The 16,208-nt window shown below is 72.7% G+C and carries 15 protein-coding genes; 9 read left to right on the forward strand and 6 right to left on the reverse strand.

Going from position 1 to position 16,208, the window contains the following annotated elements:
• Window positions 1-11: 11 nt before the first annotated feature.
• Window positions 12-2,897 carry an aminomethyl-transferring glycine dehydrogenase gene (gene gcvP, locus ACH4OW_RS38150; protein ID WP_360139238.1) on the forward strand — a complete coding sequence of 962 codons (2,886 nt, stop codon included), beginning with the start codon at window positions 12-14 and terminating at the stop codon, window positions 2,895-2,897.
• Between the two features lie 151 nt (window positions 2,898-3,048).
• Here gcvP and ACH4OW_RS38155 read toward each other — a convergent pair whose 3' ends face one another.
• Both ACH4OW_RS38155 and ACH4OW_RS38160 read right to left on the reverse strand, forming a co-directional pair.
• Window positions 3,049-3,255 carry a DUF5999 family protein gene (locus ACH4OW_RS38155; protein WP_360139235.1) on the reverse strand — a complete coding sequence of 69 codons (207 nt, stop codon included), beginning with the start codon at window positions 3,253-3,255 and terminating at the stop codon, window positions 3,049-3,051.
• 364 nt (window positions 3,256-3,619) lie between these two features.
• Window positions 3,620-4,207: a hypothetical protein gene (locus ACH4OW_RS38160; protein ID WP_360139232.1), complete on the reverse strand. Its 588-nt coding sequence runs from the start codon at window positions 4,205-4,207 to the stop codon at window positions 3,620-3,622.
• Between the two features lie 630 nt (window positions 4,208-4,837).
• Here ACH4OW_RS38160 and ACH4OW_RS38165 point away from each other — a divergent pair.
• Together ACH4OW_RS38165 and ACH4OW_RS38170 are read left to right on the forward strand one after the other, a co-directional pair.
• The gene (locus ACH4OW_RS38165; RefSeq protein ID WP_360139229.1) at window positions 4,838-6,364 is read left to right on the forward strand and encodes a glutamate-cysteine ligase family protein; all 1,527 of its coding nucleotides are present in this window, start codon (window positions 4,838-4,840) and stop codon (window positions 6,362-6,364) included.
• Window positions 6,365-6,516: 152 nt separating this feature from the next.
• Window positions 6,517-7,356 (forward strand): CPBP family intramembrane glutamic endopeptidase, encoded by an 840-nt coding sequence (locus ACH4OW_RS38170; protein WP_360139226.1) that lies wholly within the window; start codon window positions 6,517-6,519, stop codon window positions 7,354-7,356.
• A gap of 39 nt (window positions 7,357-7,395) precedes the next feature.
• On the opposite strand, the gene ACH4OW_RS38175 is transcribed toward ACH4OW_RS38170, so the two are convergent.
• The gene (locus tag ACH4OW_RS38175) at window positions 7,396-8,220 is read right to left on the reverse strand and encodes a PhzF family phenazine biosynthesis protein (protein WP_398033361.1); all 825 of its coding nucleotides are present in this window, start codon (window positions 8,218-8,220) and stop codon (window positions 7,396-7,398) included.
• Between the two features lie 154 nt (window positions 8,221-8,374).
• A complete protein-coding gene (locus ACH4OW_RS38180) occupies window positions 8,375-9,178 on the reverse strand; it encodes an aminotransferase class IV family protein (RefSeq protein ID WP_398033363.1) in 804 nt (267 codons plus the stop codon).
• 101 nt (window positions 9,179-9,279) lie between these two features.
• On the opposite strand from ACH4OW_RS38180, the gene ACH4OW_RS38185 reads away from it, so the two are divergent.
• The 5 genes from ACH4OW_RS38185 (at window position 9,280) to ACH4OW_RS38205 (ending at window position 13,435) form a co-directional block, all read left to right on the forward strand.
• Window positions 9,280-9,624, forward strand: coding sequence for a MerR family transcriptional regulator (locus ACH4OW_RS38185; protein ID WP_360139217.1), 345 nt, complete (start codon window positions 9,280-9,282; stop codon window positions 9,622-9,624).
• Window positions 9,625-9,772: 148 nt separating this feature from the next.
• Window positions 9,773-10,372: a PadR family transcriptional regulator gene (locus ACH4OW_RS38190; RefSeq protein WP_360139214.1), complete on the forward strand. Its 600-nt coding sequence runs from the start codon at window positions 9,773-9,775 to the stop codon at window positions 10,370-10,372.
• Between the two features lie 190 nt (window positions 10,373-10,562).
• Window positions 10,563-11,093, forward strand: a complete 531-nt coding sequence (locus tag ACH4OW_RS38195; protein WP_398033366.1) for a Clp protease N-terminal domain-containing protein — start codon at window positions 10,563-10,565, stop codon at window positions 11,091-11,093.
• 49 nt (window positions 11,094-11,142) lie between these two features.
• On the forward strand, window positions 11,143-12,177 hold the full coding sequence (locus ACH4OW_RS38200; protein WP_398033368.1) for an EamA family transporter: 1,035 nt from the start codon (window positions 11,143-11,145) through the stop codon (window positions 12,175-12,177).
• Between the two features lie 262 nt (window positions 12,178-12,439).
• Window positions 12,440-13,435: a DMT family transporter gene (locus tag ACH4OW_RS38205; protein ID WP_398033371.1), complete on the forward strand. Its 996-nt coding sequence runs from the start codon at window positions 12,440-12,442 to the stop codon at window positions 13,433-13,435.
• 60 nt (window positions 13,436-13,495) lie between these two features.
• On the opposite strand, the gene ACH4OW_RS38210 is transcribed toward ACH4OW_RS38205, so the two are convergent.
• Window positions 13,496-14,137 (reverse strand): FMN-binding negative transcriptional regulator, encoded by a 642-nt coding sequence (locus ACH4OW_RS38210; RefSeq protein WP_398033373.1) that lies wholly within the window; start codon window positions 14,135-14,137, stop codon window positions 13,496-13,498.
• A gap of 11 nt (window positions 14,138-14,148) precedes the next feature.
• Window positions 14,149-14,823: a pyridoxamine 5'-phosphate oxidase family protein gene (locus tag ACH4OW_RS38215; RefSeq protein ID WP_398033376.1), complete on the reverse strand. Its 675-nt coding sequence runs from the start codon at window positions 14,821-14,823 to the stop codon at window positions 14,149-14,151.
• A gap of 35 nt (window positions 14,824-14,858) precedes the next feature.
• Between ACH4OW_RS38215 and ACH4OW_RS38220 the strand changes: the two genes are divergently transcribed.
• Window positions 14,859-16,190, forward strand: coding sequence for an aminotransferase class I/II-fold pyridoxal phosphate-dependent enzyme (locus ACH4OW_RS38220; RefSeq protein ID WP_398033379.1), 1,332 nt, complete (start codon window positions 14,859-14,861; stop codon window positions 16,188-16,190).
• The last annotated feature ends 18 nt before the right edge of the window (window positions 16,191-16,208 follow it).

The following is a 16,208-nucleotide window of genomic DNA, read 5'->3' on the forward strand; positions in this document are numbered from 1 at the left end:
GGCCCCCGCAGATGACCACCAATCGCATCTCCTTGACCGAACTCGAACGAGGTACCCCGTTCGAGCAGCGGCACATCGGCCCGGGCCCGGAGGCCCAGGCCAAGATGCTCGCGCAGGTCGGGTTCGGATCGCTGGACGAGCTCACCGCGGCCGCGGTACCGGATGTGATCAAGAGCGCCGAGGCGCTGGACCTGCCCCAGGGCCGTACGGAGGCCGAGGTCCTGGACGAGCTGCGGGCGCTCGCGGACCGCAACCAGGTGCTCGCCCCGATGATCGGGCTCGGGTACCACGGCACGTTCACCCCGCCGGTGATCCTGCGCAACGTGATGGAGAACCCGGCCTGGTACACCGCGTACACCCCGTACCAGCCGGAGATCTCCCAGGGTCGGCTCGAAGCGCTGCTCAACTTCCAGACCATGGTCGCCGACCTGACCGGGCTGCCGACCTCCGGCGCCTCCCTGCTGGACGAGGGCACGGCCGCCGCCGAGGCGATGGCCCTCGCGCGGCGGGTGGGCAAGGTCAAGCAGGGCGTCTTCCTGGTCGACGCCGACTGCCTGCCGCAGACCATCGCCGTGATCGAGACCCGCGCCGAGCCGACCGGCGTCGAGGTCGTGGTGGCCGACCTGTCCGAGGGCATCCCGGCGGAGATCGCCGAGCGCGGCGTCTTCGGCGTGCTCCTCCAGTACCCCGGCGCGTCCGGTGCCGTACGCGACCCCCGCGCCGTGATCGAGCGGGCGCACGAGCTGGGCGCGATCGTGACCGTCGCCGCCGACCTGCTGGCGCTGACGCTGCTGACCTCGCCGGGCGAGCTGGGCGCGGACATCGCCGTCGGCACCACGCAGCGCTTCGGCGTCCCGATGGGCTTCGGCGGCCCGCACGCCGGGTTCATGGCCGTACGGGAGAAGTTCGCCCGCAGCCTGCCCGGCCGCCTGGTGGGCGTCTCGGTGGACGCGGACGGCAACAAGGCGTACCGCCTCGCCCTCCAGACGCGCGAGCAGCACATCCGCCGGGAGAAGGCCACCAGCAACATCTGCACCGCGCAGGTGTTGCTCGCGGTGATGGCCGGCATGTACGCCGTCTACCACGGCCCCGACGGGCTCGCGGCCATCGCGCGGCGTACGCACCGCTACGCCGCCGTACTGGCCGAGGGGCTGCGCGCCGGCGGGGCCGAGGTCGTGCACGGCGCGTACTTCGACACGCTGACCGTGCGGGTGCCGGGCCGGGCCGCCGAAACCGTCGCCGCGGCCCGCGAGGCCGGGGTCAACCTGCGGCTGGTCGACGCCGACCTGGTGGGCATCGCCTGCGACGAGACCACCGGACGCGCGCAGGTGCACGCGGTGTGGCGGGCGTTCGGCGTCCAGGGCGACATCGAGTCGCTCGACGCGACGGCGGCCGAGGCGCTGCCGGACGGGCTGCTGCGCGGCGACGCGTACCTGACGCACCCCGTCTTCCACCAGCACCGTTCCGAGACCTCGATGCTGCGCTACCTGCGCCGTCTGTCGGACAAGGACTACGCGCTGGACCGCGGCATGATCCCGCTCGGCTCGTGCACGATGAAGCTGAACGCGACGACCGAGATGGAGCCGGTCACCTGGCCCGAGTTCGGGCAGCTGCACCCCTTCGCGCCGGTCGAACAGGCGCAGGGCTACCTCACGCTCATCGCGGAGCTGGAGGAGCGGCTGGCCGAGATCACCGGCTACGACAAGGTCTCCATCCAGCCGAACGCCGGTTCGCAGGGCGAACTGGCCGGCCTGCTGGCGGTACGGGCGTACCACCGGGCCAACGGCGACGAGCAGCGCACCGTCTGCCTGATCCCGTCCTCCGCGCACGGCACCAACGCCGCCAGCGCCGTGATGGCCGGCATGAAGGTCGTCGTCGTCAAGACCGGCGAGGACGGCGAGGTGGACACCGACGACCTGCACGCCAAGATCGAGCAGTACCGGGACCGGCTCGCGGTGCTGATGGTCACCTACCCGTCCACGCACGGCGTGTTCGAGGAGCACATCACGCAGATCTGCGCGGCCGTGCACGACGCGGGCGGCCAGGTGTACGTGGACGGCGCCAACCTCAACGCGCTGGTCGGGCTCGCCGAGCCGGGCAAGTTCGGCGGCGATGTCTCGCACCTGAACCTGCACAAGACCTTCTGCATCCCGCACGGCGGCGGCGGCCCCGGCGTCGGCCCGGTCGGCGTACGCGCCCACCTGGCGCCGTACCTGCCCAACCACCCGCTGCAGCCCACCGCGGGCCCGGAGACGGGCGTGGGCCCCATCTCCGCGGCGCCGTGGGGCTCCGCGGGCATACTTCCCATTTCCTGGGCGTACGTCCGGCTGATGGGCGGCGAGGGCCTCAAGCGCGCCACCCAGGTCGCGGTGCTCGGCGCCAACTACATCGCCAAGCGCCTGGAGCCGCACTACCCCGTGCTCTACACCGGCCCCGGCGGGCTGGTCGCGCACGAGTGCATCATCGACGTACGGCCGCTGACCAAGGCGACCGGCGTGAGCATCGACGACGTCGCCAAGCGGCTGATCGACTACGGCTTCCACGCGCCGACGATGTCGTTCCCGGTGGCCGGCACGCTGATGATCGAGCCGACCGAGAGCGAGGACCTGCACGAACTCGACCGCTTCTGCGACGCGATGATCGCGATCCGCGCGGAGATCGACAAGGTCGGCTCGGGGGAGTGGGACAAGGACGACAACCCGCTGCGCAACGCCCCGCACACGGCGGCGGCGCTGAGCGGCGAGTGGCCGCACCCCTACACCCGCGAGGAGGCGGTCTTCCCGGCCGGCGCCGAGGCGGCGGAGAAGTACTGGCCGCCGGTGCGCCGGATCGACGGCGCGTTCGGTGACCGCAACCTCGTCTGCTCCTGCCCGCCGCTGGAGGAGTACGACGGCTGACCCGCCGGTGCGCGCCACCCGCGGTGGCGCGCACGCGAAGGGCCCTCGGCGAAGCCGCCGGGGGCCCTGTTCCCTGTCGTGCGGTGTTCTGGTGTGGTCCGGTGCTTTCTGTCCCGCTGTGCGGATTTCTGTGGTGCAGTGCCTCGTACGCTCAGGCGGCGGTCGCCACCTGCGGCGTGCCCAGCGTCCGGTGCGGCGCGATGACCTGGCCGTCCGGCAGCAGCTCACCGGTGTCCTCGAAGAGGAGGACACCGTTGCACAGCAGGCTCCAGCCCTGCTCCGGGTGGTGCGCCACGAGGTGGGCGGCCTCCCGGTCGGCGGAGTCTGCGGTCGGGCACGGCGGTTGATGCTGGCACATGGATGAAGTCTTTCGCTGCGATGTGGGCTGATTCGTCCTGCGGCTCGACGAGATGCTCATGGCCGCTCCCCCGTTTCAGTAGGTCGATACCAGTGTTGCCCCACGGGCCGGATTCCGCAGGGATTTGGCTGCAGCGGCACTCACTAGATAATGACGCATCACCCGTGCGGTCGGTTCAGTTCAAGTGTGCGGAATCAGCGGGGGGTTGGGGGCGGGGCGGCCGCGTACTCCGCGCGGGTGAGCGCAGCGGAGCGCCCCGCGTCCGTGGCGGGCGCGGGGCGCGATCCTGTGAGGCAGTGTGCTCCTGTGCGCGGTTGCGGTGGTGCGACCTCGGCCGTTCGCCGCACGGAACCCCTGCGGAACCTCAGGCGGGCGAGCTCAGCAAGGGTACGGGCGCGAGGCGCAGGGTCAGCCGGGGCAGCAGGTCCGCCACCCGGTGGGGCCGGTGGGCCGCGATGCCGGGCGGGGCCGGTGCCAGCGGTACGAGGATGTCACCCGGCGCGAGCGCACCTTCGGACCCGTCCGTACCGGTGTCGTGGTGCAGCCACAAGGTGAGCATGTACAGCTCCGGCACGGACAGCAGACGCGGCTGGTATGCGGCGGCGACGGACTCCGCCTGACGCAGTGCCCGTTCGGTCGATGTGACGTAGGGCCCCTCGCAGAAATGCGAGAAGGTCCAGCCGTCGGCGGTGAGCATGGCTTCCGCGGTCGCCACGGCCCGGTCGCCGCTGCGGATCAGGAAGCGCCAGCCGGCCAGCCGGGTGCGGGGCGGCCCGGCGGGGTGGCTGACGTCGTCCAACACGTGTACGGGTAGGGGGAGTTCGGCACTGAGCGGGCCCTGGTGGGCACGGAGGGCGGGGGTGCGGGCCTCGCGTACGGCGGTGGGGGAGCCGAGGGCGGCGAGGACGCTGCGGAGGGCAGGCGCGGGGGCAGGGGGAACATGCAGCGGCATGGTGGGTCGCCTCTCACTTGGGAGACACGGTGGTGCTGGGCAAGTGCGGACGGCGTCGTCAGCGGGCGGGGTCAGAGCGCCAGAGCATGGCCGACCGGGGATGTCGGCCCGGCGGGATCAGCCGCATGCCACAGCCCCGGTGCAACACCGCGACGCTGGGCGCCAACTCTCTGCCTCGTCAGCGAAGTTTATACGACGAGTGTTCACCAAGTGTTTCGTCTAGCGGCTTCGCGGATTACCGGCAAGGCGGAATCCGGACCGGCCGACGAGGTGTTTTCGGCGCTTTTGTGCGGAACGCAACCCGACGGCCTCGCAATTCGCCGTGAACATGGTAGGCCGGAACTGGACGGTCTTTTTCCGGATCACGGCGTCTTTCCCCGCGGGGGCAATGCGCCGGGCTCTGATCCCGACGGTATGCCCTCGGAATGTGCCAGGCCGCCCGTCCCTTGGAGCTTATCGTTTCCGGCGCCTGTCCGAGGCGTTATCGATCGGATTGCCGGGCATCATCGACCGTAGCGCGATCGCCTGGCGCCGCCGGGGAGCCCCGGCGGCACCGGGAGCCCCCGGCGTCACGGCAGGCCCCGCGCGGCCCGCGGCGCCGGGCCCGTCGATACGAGGAGGGACGTTCCGATGGGGGAGAAGGTTGCGGCGGGCGGCATCGATCTCACCGACCGGCAACGGTATCGCAGAAAGCTGTACGAGTGCCTGACGGGATTGCGGAGACTCCTGGACGACAAGCGGTTCGACCGCCCCAAGAACCTCGTGGGGCTGGAGATCGAATTGAACCTGGCCGGGCCCGACGGCCTGCCGCGGATGATGAACTCGCAGGTCCTGGAGCGCATCGCGAGCCGGGATTTCCAGACGGAACTGGCACAGTGCAATCTTGAAGTGAATATCCTCCCGCACCGGCTGTCCGGGCGCGTTCTCGACCAGCTCGCCGAAGAACTCCGCACGGGTCTGGCCTATGCCGACCGCAAGGCGGCCGAAGTGGCCGCCCGCATCGTGATGATCGGTATTCTGCCGACCCTCGCCGCCGAGGACCTGGTCGCCTCCAACCTTTCGGAGATCGACCGTTACGTACTGCTCAACGACCAGATGAGGGCCGCTCGCGGCGAGGACTTCCAGATCGACCTGGAGGGCGTCGAACGGTTGGTCTCCTCGTCGGCCTCCATCGCGCCCGAGGCCGCGTGCACCTCGGTCCAGCTGCACCTCCAGGTCACGCCGAACCGTTTCGCCGCGGTCTGGAACGCCGCCCAGGCCATCGCCGCCGTACAGATCGCGGTCGGCGCCAACTCGCCCTTCGTCTTCGGCCGCGAGCTGTGGCGGGAGTCCCGCCCGCCGGTGTTCCAGCAGGCCACCGACGTCCGGCCGCCGGAACTGCGGGCCCAGGGCGTCCGGCCGCGCACCTGGTTCGGGGAACGCTGGATCGACGCGCCCTACGACCTCTTCGAGGAGAACCTGCGGTTCTTCCCGCCGCTGCTGCCGATCCACTCGGACGAGGAGCCGCTCGCCGTACTCGACGGAGGCGGGGTGCCGAGCCTGGCCGAACTGGTGCTGCACAACGGCACCGTCTACCGCTGGAACCGGCCGGTGTACGGCGTGGCCGACGGCGTACCGCACCTCAGGGTCGAGAACCGGGTGCTGCCCGCGGGCCCCACCGTCACCGACGTCATCGCCAACACGGCCTTCTACTACGGGCTGGTCCGCACCCTGGCCGAGGAACCGCGCCCGCTGTGGACCCGTATGCCGTTCGCCGCCGCGGCCGAGAACTTCGACACCGCCTGCCGCCGGGGCATCGACGCCGTGCTGAAGTGGCCGCGCCCCGGCCGCTCGGGCGGCCTCGCCGAGGTCTCCGCCGTACGCCTGGTACGCCAGGACCTGCTGCCCATGGCCGCCGCCGGCCTGGACGCCTGGGGTGTCGAACCGGCCGACCGGGACCACTACCTGGGCGTCATCGAGGCACGCTGCCGCCGCCGCGTCAACGGCGCGTCCTGGCAGGCGGCCGCCTACCACCACGCCCTCGCCCGCGGCCTGGACCGGGGCGCGGCGCTGGCCGCGATGACCCGGCGCTACAGCGAACTGATGCACTCGGGCGAGCCGGTACACGCCTGGCCCGTCGAGTGGTCGGCCGCGCCGGTGGGGGCCGGGTGGGGCTGAGGCGGACCGCTGCCGCCGCCGGGTGACAGCGGTTGCGGGGTGCGGCGCCCGCAGGCGGGCGCAGGGCCCGTACGCCGCCCCGTGCTACTCGTCGTGGAGATGTCGGGCAAGCTATGACGTCCCATGGCGGTAGTGCGGAACTGGAGGCAGCTGTGCAGTCGGACGCGAGTCCCGTGACCGGTGCGGAAACCCCTGGCCCAGGGAGGCCGGAGCCGGGCGGGGGCTCGGGCGACGGGCTTTCGCGGCGGCTGCTGCGCAGCGAGACGGCGCTCGTCCTGGCGCTTTCGCTCGGTGCCAGCGGCGCGTCCGCGCTCATCAGCTTCGTCGGGTCGCTGACCAAGCCCGGCGGGCTCAAGGACCAGGCCGCCATGCTCAACTCCTCGCACGCGCCGGGCCGCCCCTGGCTCGACCTGGCCTGGCAGCTGTTCGGCATCGCCACCGCGCTGGTGCCCGTGGCGCTGGTGGCTCATTTCCTGCTGCGGGAGCGCGCCGGCGGTCTGCAGGCGATTGGTTTCGACCGGCTGAAGCCCGGTTTCGACCTGAGCCGGGGCGTCGGCGTCGCGGCGGTCATCGGGGGCAGCGGGCTGCTGCTCTACCTCGGGGCGCGGGCGGCCGGCTTCAACCTGACGGTGGTGCCGGAGTCGCTGCCCGGCGTGTGGTGGAAGTTCCCGGTGCTGATCGCCTCCGCCGTACAGAACGCCGTGGTGGAGGAGGTCATCGTCGTCGGGTACCTGCTCCGCAGGCTCGGGCAGCTGCGGTGGGCCCCGTTGGCGGCACTGCTGGCGAGTTCGGTGCTGCGCGGCTCGTACCACCTCTACCAGGGGATCGGCGGGTTCTTCGGGAACATGGTCATGGGTGCGGTCTTCGTGGTGCTGTACCGGCGGTGGGGTCGGGTCGGCCCGCTGGTCGCCGCGCACGCGCTGATCGACATCGTGGCGTTCCTGGGGTACGCGCTGCTGGCGGGGAAGGTGGGCTGGCTGCCCACGATCTGAGGGGTGGGGCCCGGCGCCGGGCCGGGCCCGTGACGAACCTCAGGGGGCGACGAGGAGTTCGCCGTCGACGACGGTGACGGCCGAGCCGGTGAGCAGCGTACGGTCGTCGCGCAGCGCGACACGTACGAGGCCGGTACGGCGGGCCGGGCCCTGGAGGCCGGTGAGTTCGTCCCGGCCCAGCCGGGCCGCCCAGAACGGGGCGAGGGCGGTGTGCGCGCTGCCCGTCACCGGGTCCTCGTCGATGCCCACGGCCGGGAAGAAGCAGCGGGTGACGAAGTCGTAGCCGCCGTCGGGCGCTTCGGCCCTGGCGGTGGCGATCACGCCGCGGCCGCCGACCCCGGCAAGGGCCTTGAAGTCCGGCTCCAGCGCCCGTACGGACTTCTCGTCGGCCAGTTCGACCAGGAGATCGCCGACGTTCTCACCGGTGTCGAACGCGCAACCGACCTCGGTCCCCAGCGCCTCGACGACGACCGGCGGCACGTCGACCGAGGTCAACGGGGCCGTCGGGAAGTCCATGGTGATCGCGCCGCCGGAGCCGGCCGCCGTGGTCAGCACGCCGCTGCGGGTGGCGAAGCGGACCGTTCCGGTGGCGGTCGCGGTGGTGTGCAGGACGTGCGCGGTGGCCAAAGTGGCGTGCCCGCACATGTTCACCTCGGTGGCCGGAGTGAACCAGCGCAGCGCCCAGTCGGCGTCACCGCCCGCGGGCAGCGGGTGGGCGAAGGCGGTCTCGGAGAGGTTGACCTCGGCGGCGACGCGCTGGAGCCAGCCGTCGTCGGGGAAGCCGTCGGCGTCGAGCAGGACGACTCCGGCGGGGTTGCCGCCGAAGGGGCGGTCGGTGAAGGCGTCAACGATGCGAATCCTCATGGCCTGAGACTATGGGGGCCACATCGCCTCCCTCCAAGGCCAATCGAAACCGAGTGGACTGGAATCGGCTCGCGCTGAGGACGGGTGGCCGCTGCCTGGCGCCTCGCCCGGAGGGCCAGTTGACGGAATCGGGCGTCCGGGTCTGCCCGGCAGTTCAGGGCGCGGTGGGCGGCTCGGCCTGGTGGGCCCGGTGCAGGAGCTCCAGGAAGGACGGGGCCTCGGGGATGGCCACGGAGCCGATCCGGTGCACCGCCACCCCCGGCGTCCACGAGTTCATGACCACGGCTCCGGCCATCGCCGGCAGATCGGCGGGCGTGACCTCCCGGACGCGCTGGGGGACGCCGAGCCGGACCAGTTGCCGCCGTACGACGCCCATCATGCTCCCGCCCAGCATCTCGGCCTCGGGCCACACGACCGCGCTGCCGTCCCAGAAGGCGAGGTTCCAGATCGTGCCCTCGCTGAGGCGGCCGCGGCGGTCGACGAAGGCGGCGTCGTCGAAGCCCTGGCCGACGGCCTGCCGGAGGTAGTACGTCTTGGCCACCTCGCCGACGTGCTTCACGGCCGGCAGGGGCCGCTCGTACTCGACCGTCGCCAGCGCCAGCGGCCCCTGCGGGCCGTTCGCGGCCGGCCCGGTCCGTACCAGCACCTCGGGCTCCACGTCGGTACCGGCCGCGGTGAATTCGCCCCGCGAGGAGTACATCGTGGCCGTGAGCGAGAGGTCCGCCGGGCCGGACTCCAGTGCCGTCCGCAGGTAGGACCGCACCCGGTCGTCCGGCAGGGCCCGGCCGAACAGCTCCACCGAGGCGGATCTGAGGCGTTCGAGGTGGAGGTCGAGGCCCCGGATCCGGCCCCCGCGTACCTGTACGGCGGTGAAGTGGGCGTAGCCCGCGAAGGCGAGCGGGGCCAGGTCCCCGGCGGTCGCCGTCCGGCCGTTGAGGTGTGCCACGAAAGAGGCCATGTCGTCACTCCAGTGGGTGCGTCGTGCGGAATGTTCACTCGTGGGGGCGACGTTAAGGCTTCACATCGATGAGAAGGTCAAACGGGGATGGGGCACGGCACATGCTGATCGGGGAGTTGGCCCGGCGTACCGGTGTCAACGCGCGGCTGCTGCGGTACTACGAGGCACAGGGGCTGCTCGAAGCCCGGCGCGGCCTCAACGGCTACCGCGACTACGACGAGGACACGGTGGTCACCGTGCGGCAGGTCCGGGCGTTGCTGGAAGCGGGCCTGTCCACCGAGGTGATCCGCGCGGTCCTCCCGTGCGCCCGGGGCGAGCAGCCGCAGTTCGAGATGTGCGGGGAAGTGCGGTCCATCCTCAGCCGGGAACTGGCGGCCGCTGACGAACGCATCGACGACCTCCGGCGCAGCCGCGGCGCCCTCGCGGGGTTCCTGACCGGGGCCTGAGCGAGCCGGACCGTCTCCTGAACCCATGAGGGGCACCGCCCCGTGCCCGGGCATTGCCATCCGAACAGTTCCGATATATCGTTGAAGCATCGCGACCGATCAACGCGATGTCGCGAAAGATCATCGACGATATGGAAGGAGCGTCATCATGCGTTCCCACGGACATGAGCACCACGGATACGGCCGGCACGGCGGCCGGGGAGACTTCGAAGGACGGTCCGAAGGGCGGCGTGCCGCGTTCGGGGCGTTCGGGCCGCCTTTCGGTGGGCCGCCGTTCGGCGGCCGGGGCCGGGGCGGGCCGCGTGGCCGGGCGCGCCGCGGTGACGTGCGCGCCTCGATCCTGGCCCTGCTGAAGGACCGGCCGATGCACGGCTACGAGATGATCCAGGAGATCGCCGAGCGCAGTGGCGGCGCCTGGAAGCCGAGCCCCGGCTCGGTGTACCCCACCCTCCAGCTCCTGGAGGACGAGGGGCTGATCAGCAGCGAGAGCGAGGGCGGCAAGAAGCTCTTCTCGCTGACCGAGGCCGGGCGTACGGAGGCGGAGAGCGTCGCCGACGCGCCCTGGGAGGAAGCCGGCCGCGGCGTCGACTGGGAGGCCATGAACGAGATCCGCAAGGCGGGCGGTGGCCTGGTCGAGGCGTTCCGGCAGGTCTGGGCCACCGGTACGCCCGAACAGCGGGAGAAGGCCATCACCGTGGTCAACAAGGCCCGCAAGGAGCTGTACCTGATCCTCGCCGAGGACGAGTGACCCGCTCCCTGGTGTACGGCAGCGCACCACTCGCTGCTTCCGTGCCGCGTCGGGCCCCGGCCCGGCGCGGCACGGCCGCTTCTCCTCCGCAAGGATGAGATTGCGGGAAGCGGCGCCCAACCACCGGGGGATGCGCGAATGCTTCCCGCCGGGGATGTTCCGGGCGCCGGCGGCTGGTGGGGTGGGGACTGTGCCAAACCGTACTGCGTGCGACAGCGGAGGAGGCTCTCGCCACGAGGACCTCGAAGCGCAGCTCACCGTGGAGCTCGCGTCGGTGGTCTCCGCTGCCCGCAGAAGGGCCACGCGTGACGGCGACCACCAGGTGGACACCGCGCACCTGCTGCACGGGCTCCTGGAGACGGACCCTTGCGTACGGGCGGCGTTCGACGGCGGGCCGCAGGTCGCCCGGCTGCTCGGCTACCTCGTCCAGCGCAGCATCGGCTACGGCCTTCAGTGGCACGGCACCGTCGAGGACTCCGGCGCGGTGCCCGTGGTGAGCGAGAACGCGGTGCCGGGCTGGTCGCCCGCCGCGGCAGCCGCCCTGGACGGCGCCCTCGACCGCGCGCACGCCCGGTACGCGACGCACGCCCACTGCCTGGACCTGCTCGCGGCCCTCGTGGACGACCCGGAATCGCGGGCCGTCGAGGTGCTGCGCCGGGCCTCGATCGACACCCGGCGGCTGGCCGCCCGGCTCGACGGGGACCGCTCCGGCCAGGAATGACAGGTCGAACAGGGGTGACGCTCCTGACAGGTCTTGTCATGATGTGCCGATGCGTACGTCTACGGGGAACCAGGCCACCCACGGGAGCGACGGGAACTCAGGGGCGGTAGGGAGCGCGAAGGCTGCCGGTGCCCAGGAGAAACCGGGCAGCGCCGGCGGGCCGGCGCGCGCCCGCAGCCGGGGGCTCGTCCTGGCGCTGATATCCGCCTTCGCCTTCGGCAGTTCCGGCGTGGCCGCCAAACCGCTGATCACCGCGGGCCTCGATCCCCTGCACGTCACCTGGCTGCGGGCGGCCGGCGCCGCGCTCGTCATGCTGCCCGTCGCCTGGCGGCACCGGCGCCTGCCGCTGCGCCGACCCGCGCTCCTCGCGGGCTTCGGCCTGCTCGCCGTCGCCGGCGTACAGGCGTGCTACTTCGCCGCGATCTCCCGTATCCCCGTCGGTGTCGCGCTGCTCGTCGAATACCTCGCGCCCGCGCTGGTGCTGGGCTGGGTCAGGTTCGTGCAGCGCAAGCCGGTCACGCGGGCAGCGGCCTGCGGCGTCCTGCTGGCGGTCGTCGGGCTGACCTGCGTCGTCGAGGTGTGGTCCGGCCTGCGCTTCGACCCGGTCGGACTCGCGCCGGCGCTCGGCGCGGCCTGCTGCCAGGTCGGCTACTTCGTGCTCTCCGACCACGGCGGCGACGGCGCGGAAGCGGCGGACCCGCTGGGCGTGATCGCGTACGGGCTGCTGATCGGCGCGGTCCTGCTGACGGCGGTCACGCGGCCCTGGGAGATGGACTGGGCGGTGCTCGGCGGCAGCGCGCACATGGGCGGCGCCGAGGTGCCCGCCGTGTGGCTGCTCGTGTGGATCGTGCTGGTCGCGACCGTACTGGCCTACCTCACGGGCGTACTGTCCGTGCGGCGGCTCTCCCCGCAGGTGGCGGGGGTGGTGGCGTGCCTGGAGGCGGTGATCGCGACCGTGCTGGCGTGGGTGCTGCTCGGCGAGCACCTGTCCGCGCCGCAGATCGTGGGCGGGGCGGTCGTGCTGGCCGGTGCGCTCGTCGCGCAGTCGTCGACACCGAGGCGGGACCGGCCGGACGAGGGGTAGCCGGGCAAGGGGCAGGAGGACGCGCCGCGGGAGGGGGCGGTCCGGCGCGGGAACGGGCTTGTCGGCCGGTTTGCACGCCACCTAAAGTGACGGGCATGCATTCGACCGTGCTGCCTCCTCCCGCCGCCTAGCGCGGGCGGCGGCCTCCGAGGAAGAACCGGTCCGGGCCAGTCCCGGGCAGGTCGTCGCTGCCCGCATACGGGACCACGCGACCGTTTCACGGCGTTCCGCGCCGTGCCGGATCTCCCGGAGAAGCACACTCATGCATGGAGTCCCTTCCCCTGCCCTGCCCGTGGGCCGGGGCCTGTTGTACGTGACCGTCGCCGCGACCGCCTGGGGCACGGCGGGCGCGGCCGCCGCGCTCCTCTACCGGATCAGCGGCCTCGGCCCTCTGGCACTCACCTTCTGGCGAACCGCCGGCGGCCTCGTGCTGCTGCTGGCCGCACGGGCGGTCCTGCGCCGCCGCCGGGTGGCGAGCGCGCCGGTGTCCGCCGTCCGCCCGGACACTCCGCTGCGGCGCCGTGCCGTACCGATCCTCGTCACCGGGGTGGCGCTGGCCGTCTTCCAAACCGCCTACTTCGCGGCTGTCGAAATGACCGGACTGGCCGTCGGCACGGTCGTGACCATGGGGGCCGGTCCTGTGCTCATCGCGCTCGGCGCGCGGCTGACCATGGGCGAACGCCTCGGCGCCGGTGGCGTCCCGGCGGTCGCGGGCGCGTTGGGCGGGCTGGCGGTGCTGGTGCTCGGAGGCGGCGGTTCCGGTACGGTGCGGCCGGCCGGGGTCGCCCTGGCGCTGCTGTCCGCCACGGGGTGCGCCGTGATGACGCTGACCACCCGCCGCCTGGGGAGGGCCGGCGGCGCCGCCGACCCGTACGGTTCGACGATCAGCGCGTTCGCCGTCGGATCCGCGTGCCTGCTGCCGTTGGCCGCGGCCGAAGGGCTCTGGCCGCAGGCCCACGAACTGGGCCGCAGCCTCTGGCTGATGGGCTACATCGCCGCCGTGCCGACGGCGTTGGGCTACGGCCTGTACTTCGCGGGGCTGGCGGCCGTACGCGCGGCGACGGCATCGGTGATCTCACTGGTCGAGCCGGTGTCGGCGGCGGCGATCGCGGTGCTCTTCCTGGGGGAGCGGCTGACGGCGGGCACGGCCGTGGGCACGGGGGTGCTGCTCGCGGCCGTGGCCGGGCTGGCCGTCGCCGAGGCGCGGGGCGCGGTGGCGGCACGTACGGGCGCGCCGCAGCCGGAAGCGGTGTGCTGACCCGGGTGTGACGACCGGCCCGCGCTGCCCGGCCCGCCGCCGGCGCGCCCTCCTGGAACGTCAGCGGGGGCAGGCCGCCAGGCGGCGCTGCTGGTGGGCGCGGGCCTGGGCGTCGCGAGGCCCGTCCCGTTCGGCCAGACGTGCCGAGATTCTCTGCTGGACGGCCTCGCTCCGCTTGCCCGCGTACTTGAACTTGGCCCGTACGTCCGTCACTTCGAGCCGGAGGCCGCGGATGCCGGCCAGCTGCCGCCCGTACGGCGGTCCGTCCGCGGTGACCAGCGCCGAGCCGCCCTCGGGCTGGAAGTGCCCCAGCTGGCGTTCCAGGAGGGCGGCCTTCGCGTGCGGGTCGTCCACGACGTGAGCGGTGCAGGTGAGCTGTACGGCGGCGTAGAAGCTGGTGGGGACGCCGTGCTCGGGCGGGACCCCCTCGTCGGCCTGCCACGGGCCGGGTATGAACACGTAGTCGTCCACGACGCTCAACAGGACGGCGGGGGCCACTTCCAGGGCCCGCCACACCGGGTTGGGGCGGGCGAGATGGGTGACGGCCTCGCGGCGGGCCGGGTCGTAGGCGAAGTGCAGGGGCTGGACGAGGGGCGGCTCACCGGGCGGGCCGTTGACGGCGAGCTGGCCGAAGTCGTGGCCGGCCAGCCAGTGCTGCCACTCGGTGTCGTCGGCGGGCGCGTCCCACGGGTGGATCAGCATGCGGGCTCCTTTCAGCGCGCGGTGAGGTAGGCGGGCTCGGTGATGCCCGGGGCGAGGTCGTCGGCGGGGATCGGGGCTCCGTACACGGGGGAGACCGGCAGGACGCCGCTCCAGTGGGGGAGCGTGAGGTCCTCGGGCTCGTCGTTGGGGCCGCCGGCGCGGATCTTGGCGGAGACCTCTTCCAGGTCGAGACGGAGCACGGCGGTGGCGGCCAGCTCCTTGGCGTTCGCCGGCCGGGAGTCGGCGGCGCGGCCCGGCAGGACGTGGTCGACGAGGGCGTCGAGCGCGGCCGTCTTCTCGGTCTGGTCGGTGACCTGGTAAGCGGTGCCGTGGACGACGACGCTGCGGTAGTTGACGGAGTGGTGGAAGGCGGACTTGGCCAGGACCAGGCCGTCCACGTGCGTGACCGTGACGCACACGGGCAGCCCGGGGTCGGCCGCCGCGCCGGACATGCGCAGCGGGCGCGAGCCGGTCGAGCCGTGGACGTAGAGGCGGTTGCCGACCCGGCCGTAGAGGGTGGGGAGGACGACCGGGGCGCCGTCGCGGACGAAGCCCAGGTGGCAGAGGTAGCCGGCGTCGAGGATGGCGTGCACGGTCTCGTGGTCGTAGGCGGCGCGCTCGCGGGCGCGGGTCGGTACGGTGCGCTCCGTCGGCGCGAAAGACTGGTCCGGGATCGCCTGGGGCATTGCCGTCTCCATTGCACTAGTGCATAATTTGTTTTGTGCTAGGAGAGTATCGGATCGAAGGGCGGCGCGCATCGGAGATTGCCGCCAGCGTCGAGCGAGCCGTCGGTGCGGGCGAGCTCCAACCGGGCGAAGTGCTGCCCCCGCTGAGAGAGTTGGCCGTCTATCTGGAGGTCAACCCCAACACGGTCGCGTCCGCTTACCGGACGCTGCGGGAGCGGGGCGTGATCGAAACGGCGGGCCGCCGGGGCAGTCGCGTACGCCCGCGGCCGGCCAGTACGGTGCGCGAAGTGGCGCTGGGGCCCGTTCCGCCCGGCGTGCGCGACGCGGCCTCCGGCAACCCCGACCCCGCGCTGCTGCCCGCCCTCGGGCCGGCGCTCGCCGAGGCCGCGGCGCGCAGCGCCGAGCAGCCGACGCTGTACGGCGCCCCCGCCGTCGGTACGGAGTTGGAGCGGCTGGCCCGCGCCGCCTTCGACGCGGACGGCGTGCCGAGCGGCCCGATCGCTGTCGCCTCGGGCGCGCTGGACGCCATGGAGCGGGTGCTCGGCGCGCATCTGCGCCCCGGCGACGCGGTGGCCGTCGAGGACCCGGGATGGGGGAGCCTGCTGGATCTGATTCCCGGCCTCGGGCTGCGGGCCGTGCCGGTCGCGGTGGACGACGACGGGCCGCTGCCCGAGCAGGTGGGCCGGGCGCTCAAGGAGGGCGCGCGGGCCCTCGTCGTCACGGACCGGGCGCAGAATCCCACGGGCGCCGTGCTGGGTTCGGGGAGGGCACGGGAGCTCCGGAAGGTGCTGGCCGGCCACCGGGACGTGGTGCTCATCGAGGACGACCACGGCCACGACATCGTCGACCTCCCGCTGCACCCGCTCGCGGGGGCCACGGACCATTGGGCGTTCGTCCGCTCCGCGGCCAAGGCGTACGGCCCCGACCTGCGGCTCGCCGTGCTGGCGGGGGACGACGTGACCGTGGACCGGGTGAGGGGGCGCCAGCGGCTCGGGCCGGGGTGGGTGAGCCATCTGCTCCAGGACGCGCTGGTGCACCTGTGGCGTACGGGAGCGGTGGACCCGAAAGCGGTGGCGGACGCGTACGGCAGACGGCGGGGCGCGCTGCTCGACGCCTTGGCGGCCCGCGGAATCTCCGCCCGGGGACGCAGCGGGATGAACGTATGGATTCCCGTCCCGGACGAAACCGGCGCGGTGGCCCGCCTGTTGCACGCGGGGTGGGCCGTAGCGCCCGGAGCGCGCTTCCGTATGCACTCGCCGCCCGGCATACGGGTCACGATCGCGGGTCTTGCCGAGAGCGAGATCCCGGCTCTGGCGGACACCATCGCGTCGGCCATCGAACCAAGGGAGGCGCGCCGCTACGACTGAGGACGCTACGACTGAGGA

The sequence above is a fragment of the Streptomyces sp. NPDC017056 genome (assembly GCF_044332485.1).
Classification (GTDB): Bacteria; Actinomycetota; Actinomycetes; order Streptomycetales; family Streptomycetaceae; genus Streptomyces.

Excerpts from the sequence above, each read along its gene's own strand:
- gcvP (WP_360139238.1), top strand. The coding sequence starts at position 12 with ATGACCACCAATCGCATCTCCTTGACCGAACTCGAACGAGGTACCCCG.
- ACH4OW_RS38155 (WP_360139235.1), bottom strand. The coding sequence starts at position 3,255 with ATGTGCCAGCATCAACCGCCGTGCCCGACCGCAGACTCCGCCGACCGG.
- ACH4OW_RS38160 (WP_360139232.1), bottom strand. The coding sequence starts at position 4,207 with ATGCCGCTGCATGTTCCCCCTGCCCCCGCGCCTGCCCTCCGCAGCGTC.
- ACH4OW_RS38165 (WP_360139229.1), top strand. The coding sequence starts at position 4,838 with ATGGGGGAGAAGGTTGCGGCGGGCGGCATCGATCTCACCGACCGGCAA.
- ACH4OW_RS38175 (WP_398033361.1), bottom strand. The coding sequence starts at position 8,220 with ATGAGGATTCGCATCGTTGACGCCTTCACCGACCGCCCCTTCGGCGGC.
- ACH4OW_RS38180 (WP_398033363.1), bottom strand. The coding sequence starts at position 9,178 with ATGGCCTCTTTCGTGGCACACCTCAACGGCCGGACGGCGACCGCCGGG.
- ACH4OW_RS38185 (WP_360139217.1), top strand. The coding sequence starts at position 9,280 with ATGCTGATCGGGGAGTTGGCCCGGCGTACCGGTGTCAACGCGCGGCTG.
- ACH4OW_RS38190 (WP_360139214.1), top strand. The coding sequence starts at position 9,773 with ATGCGTTCCCACGGACATGAGCACCACGGATACGGCCGGCACGGCGGC.
- ACH4OW_RS38200 (WP_398033368.1), top strand. The coding sequence starts at position 11,143 with ATGCGTACGTCTACGGGGAACCAGGCCACCCACGGGAGCGACGGGAAC.
- ACH4OW_RS38205 (WP_398033371.1), top strand. The coding sequence starts at position 12,440 with ATGCATGGAGTCCCTTCCCCTGCCCTGCCCGTGGGCCGGGGCCTGTTG.
- ACH4OW_RS38210 (WP_398033373.1), bottom strand. The coding sequence starts at position 14,137 with ATGCTGATCCACCCGTGGGACGCGCCCGCCGACGACACCGAGTGGCAG.
- ACH4OW_RS38215 (WP_398033376.1), bottom strand. The coding sequence starts at position 14,823 with ATGCCCCAGGCGATCCCGGACCAGTCTTTCGCGCCGACGGAGCGCACC.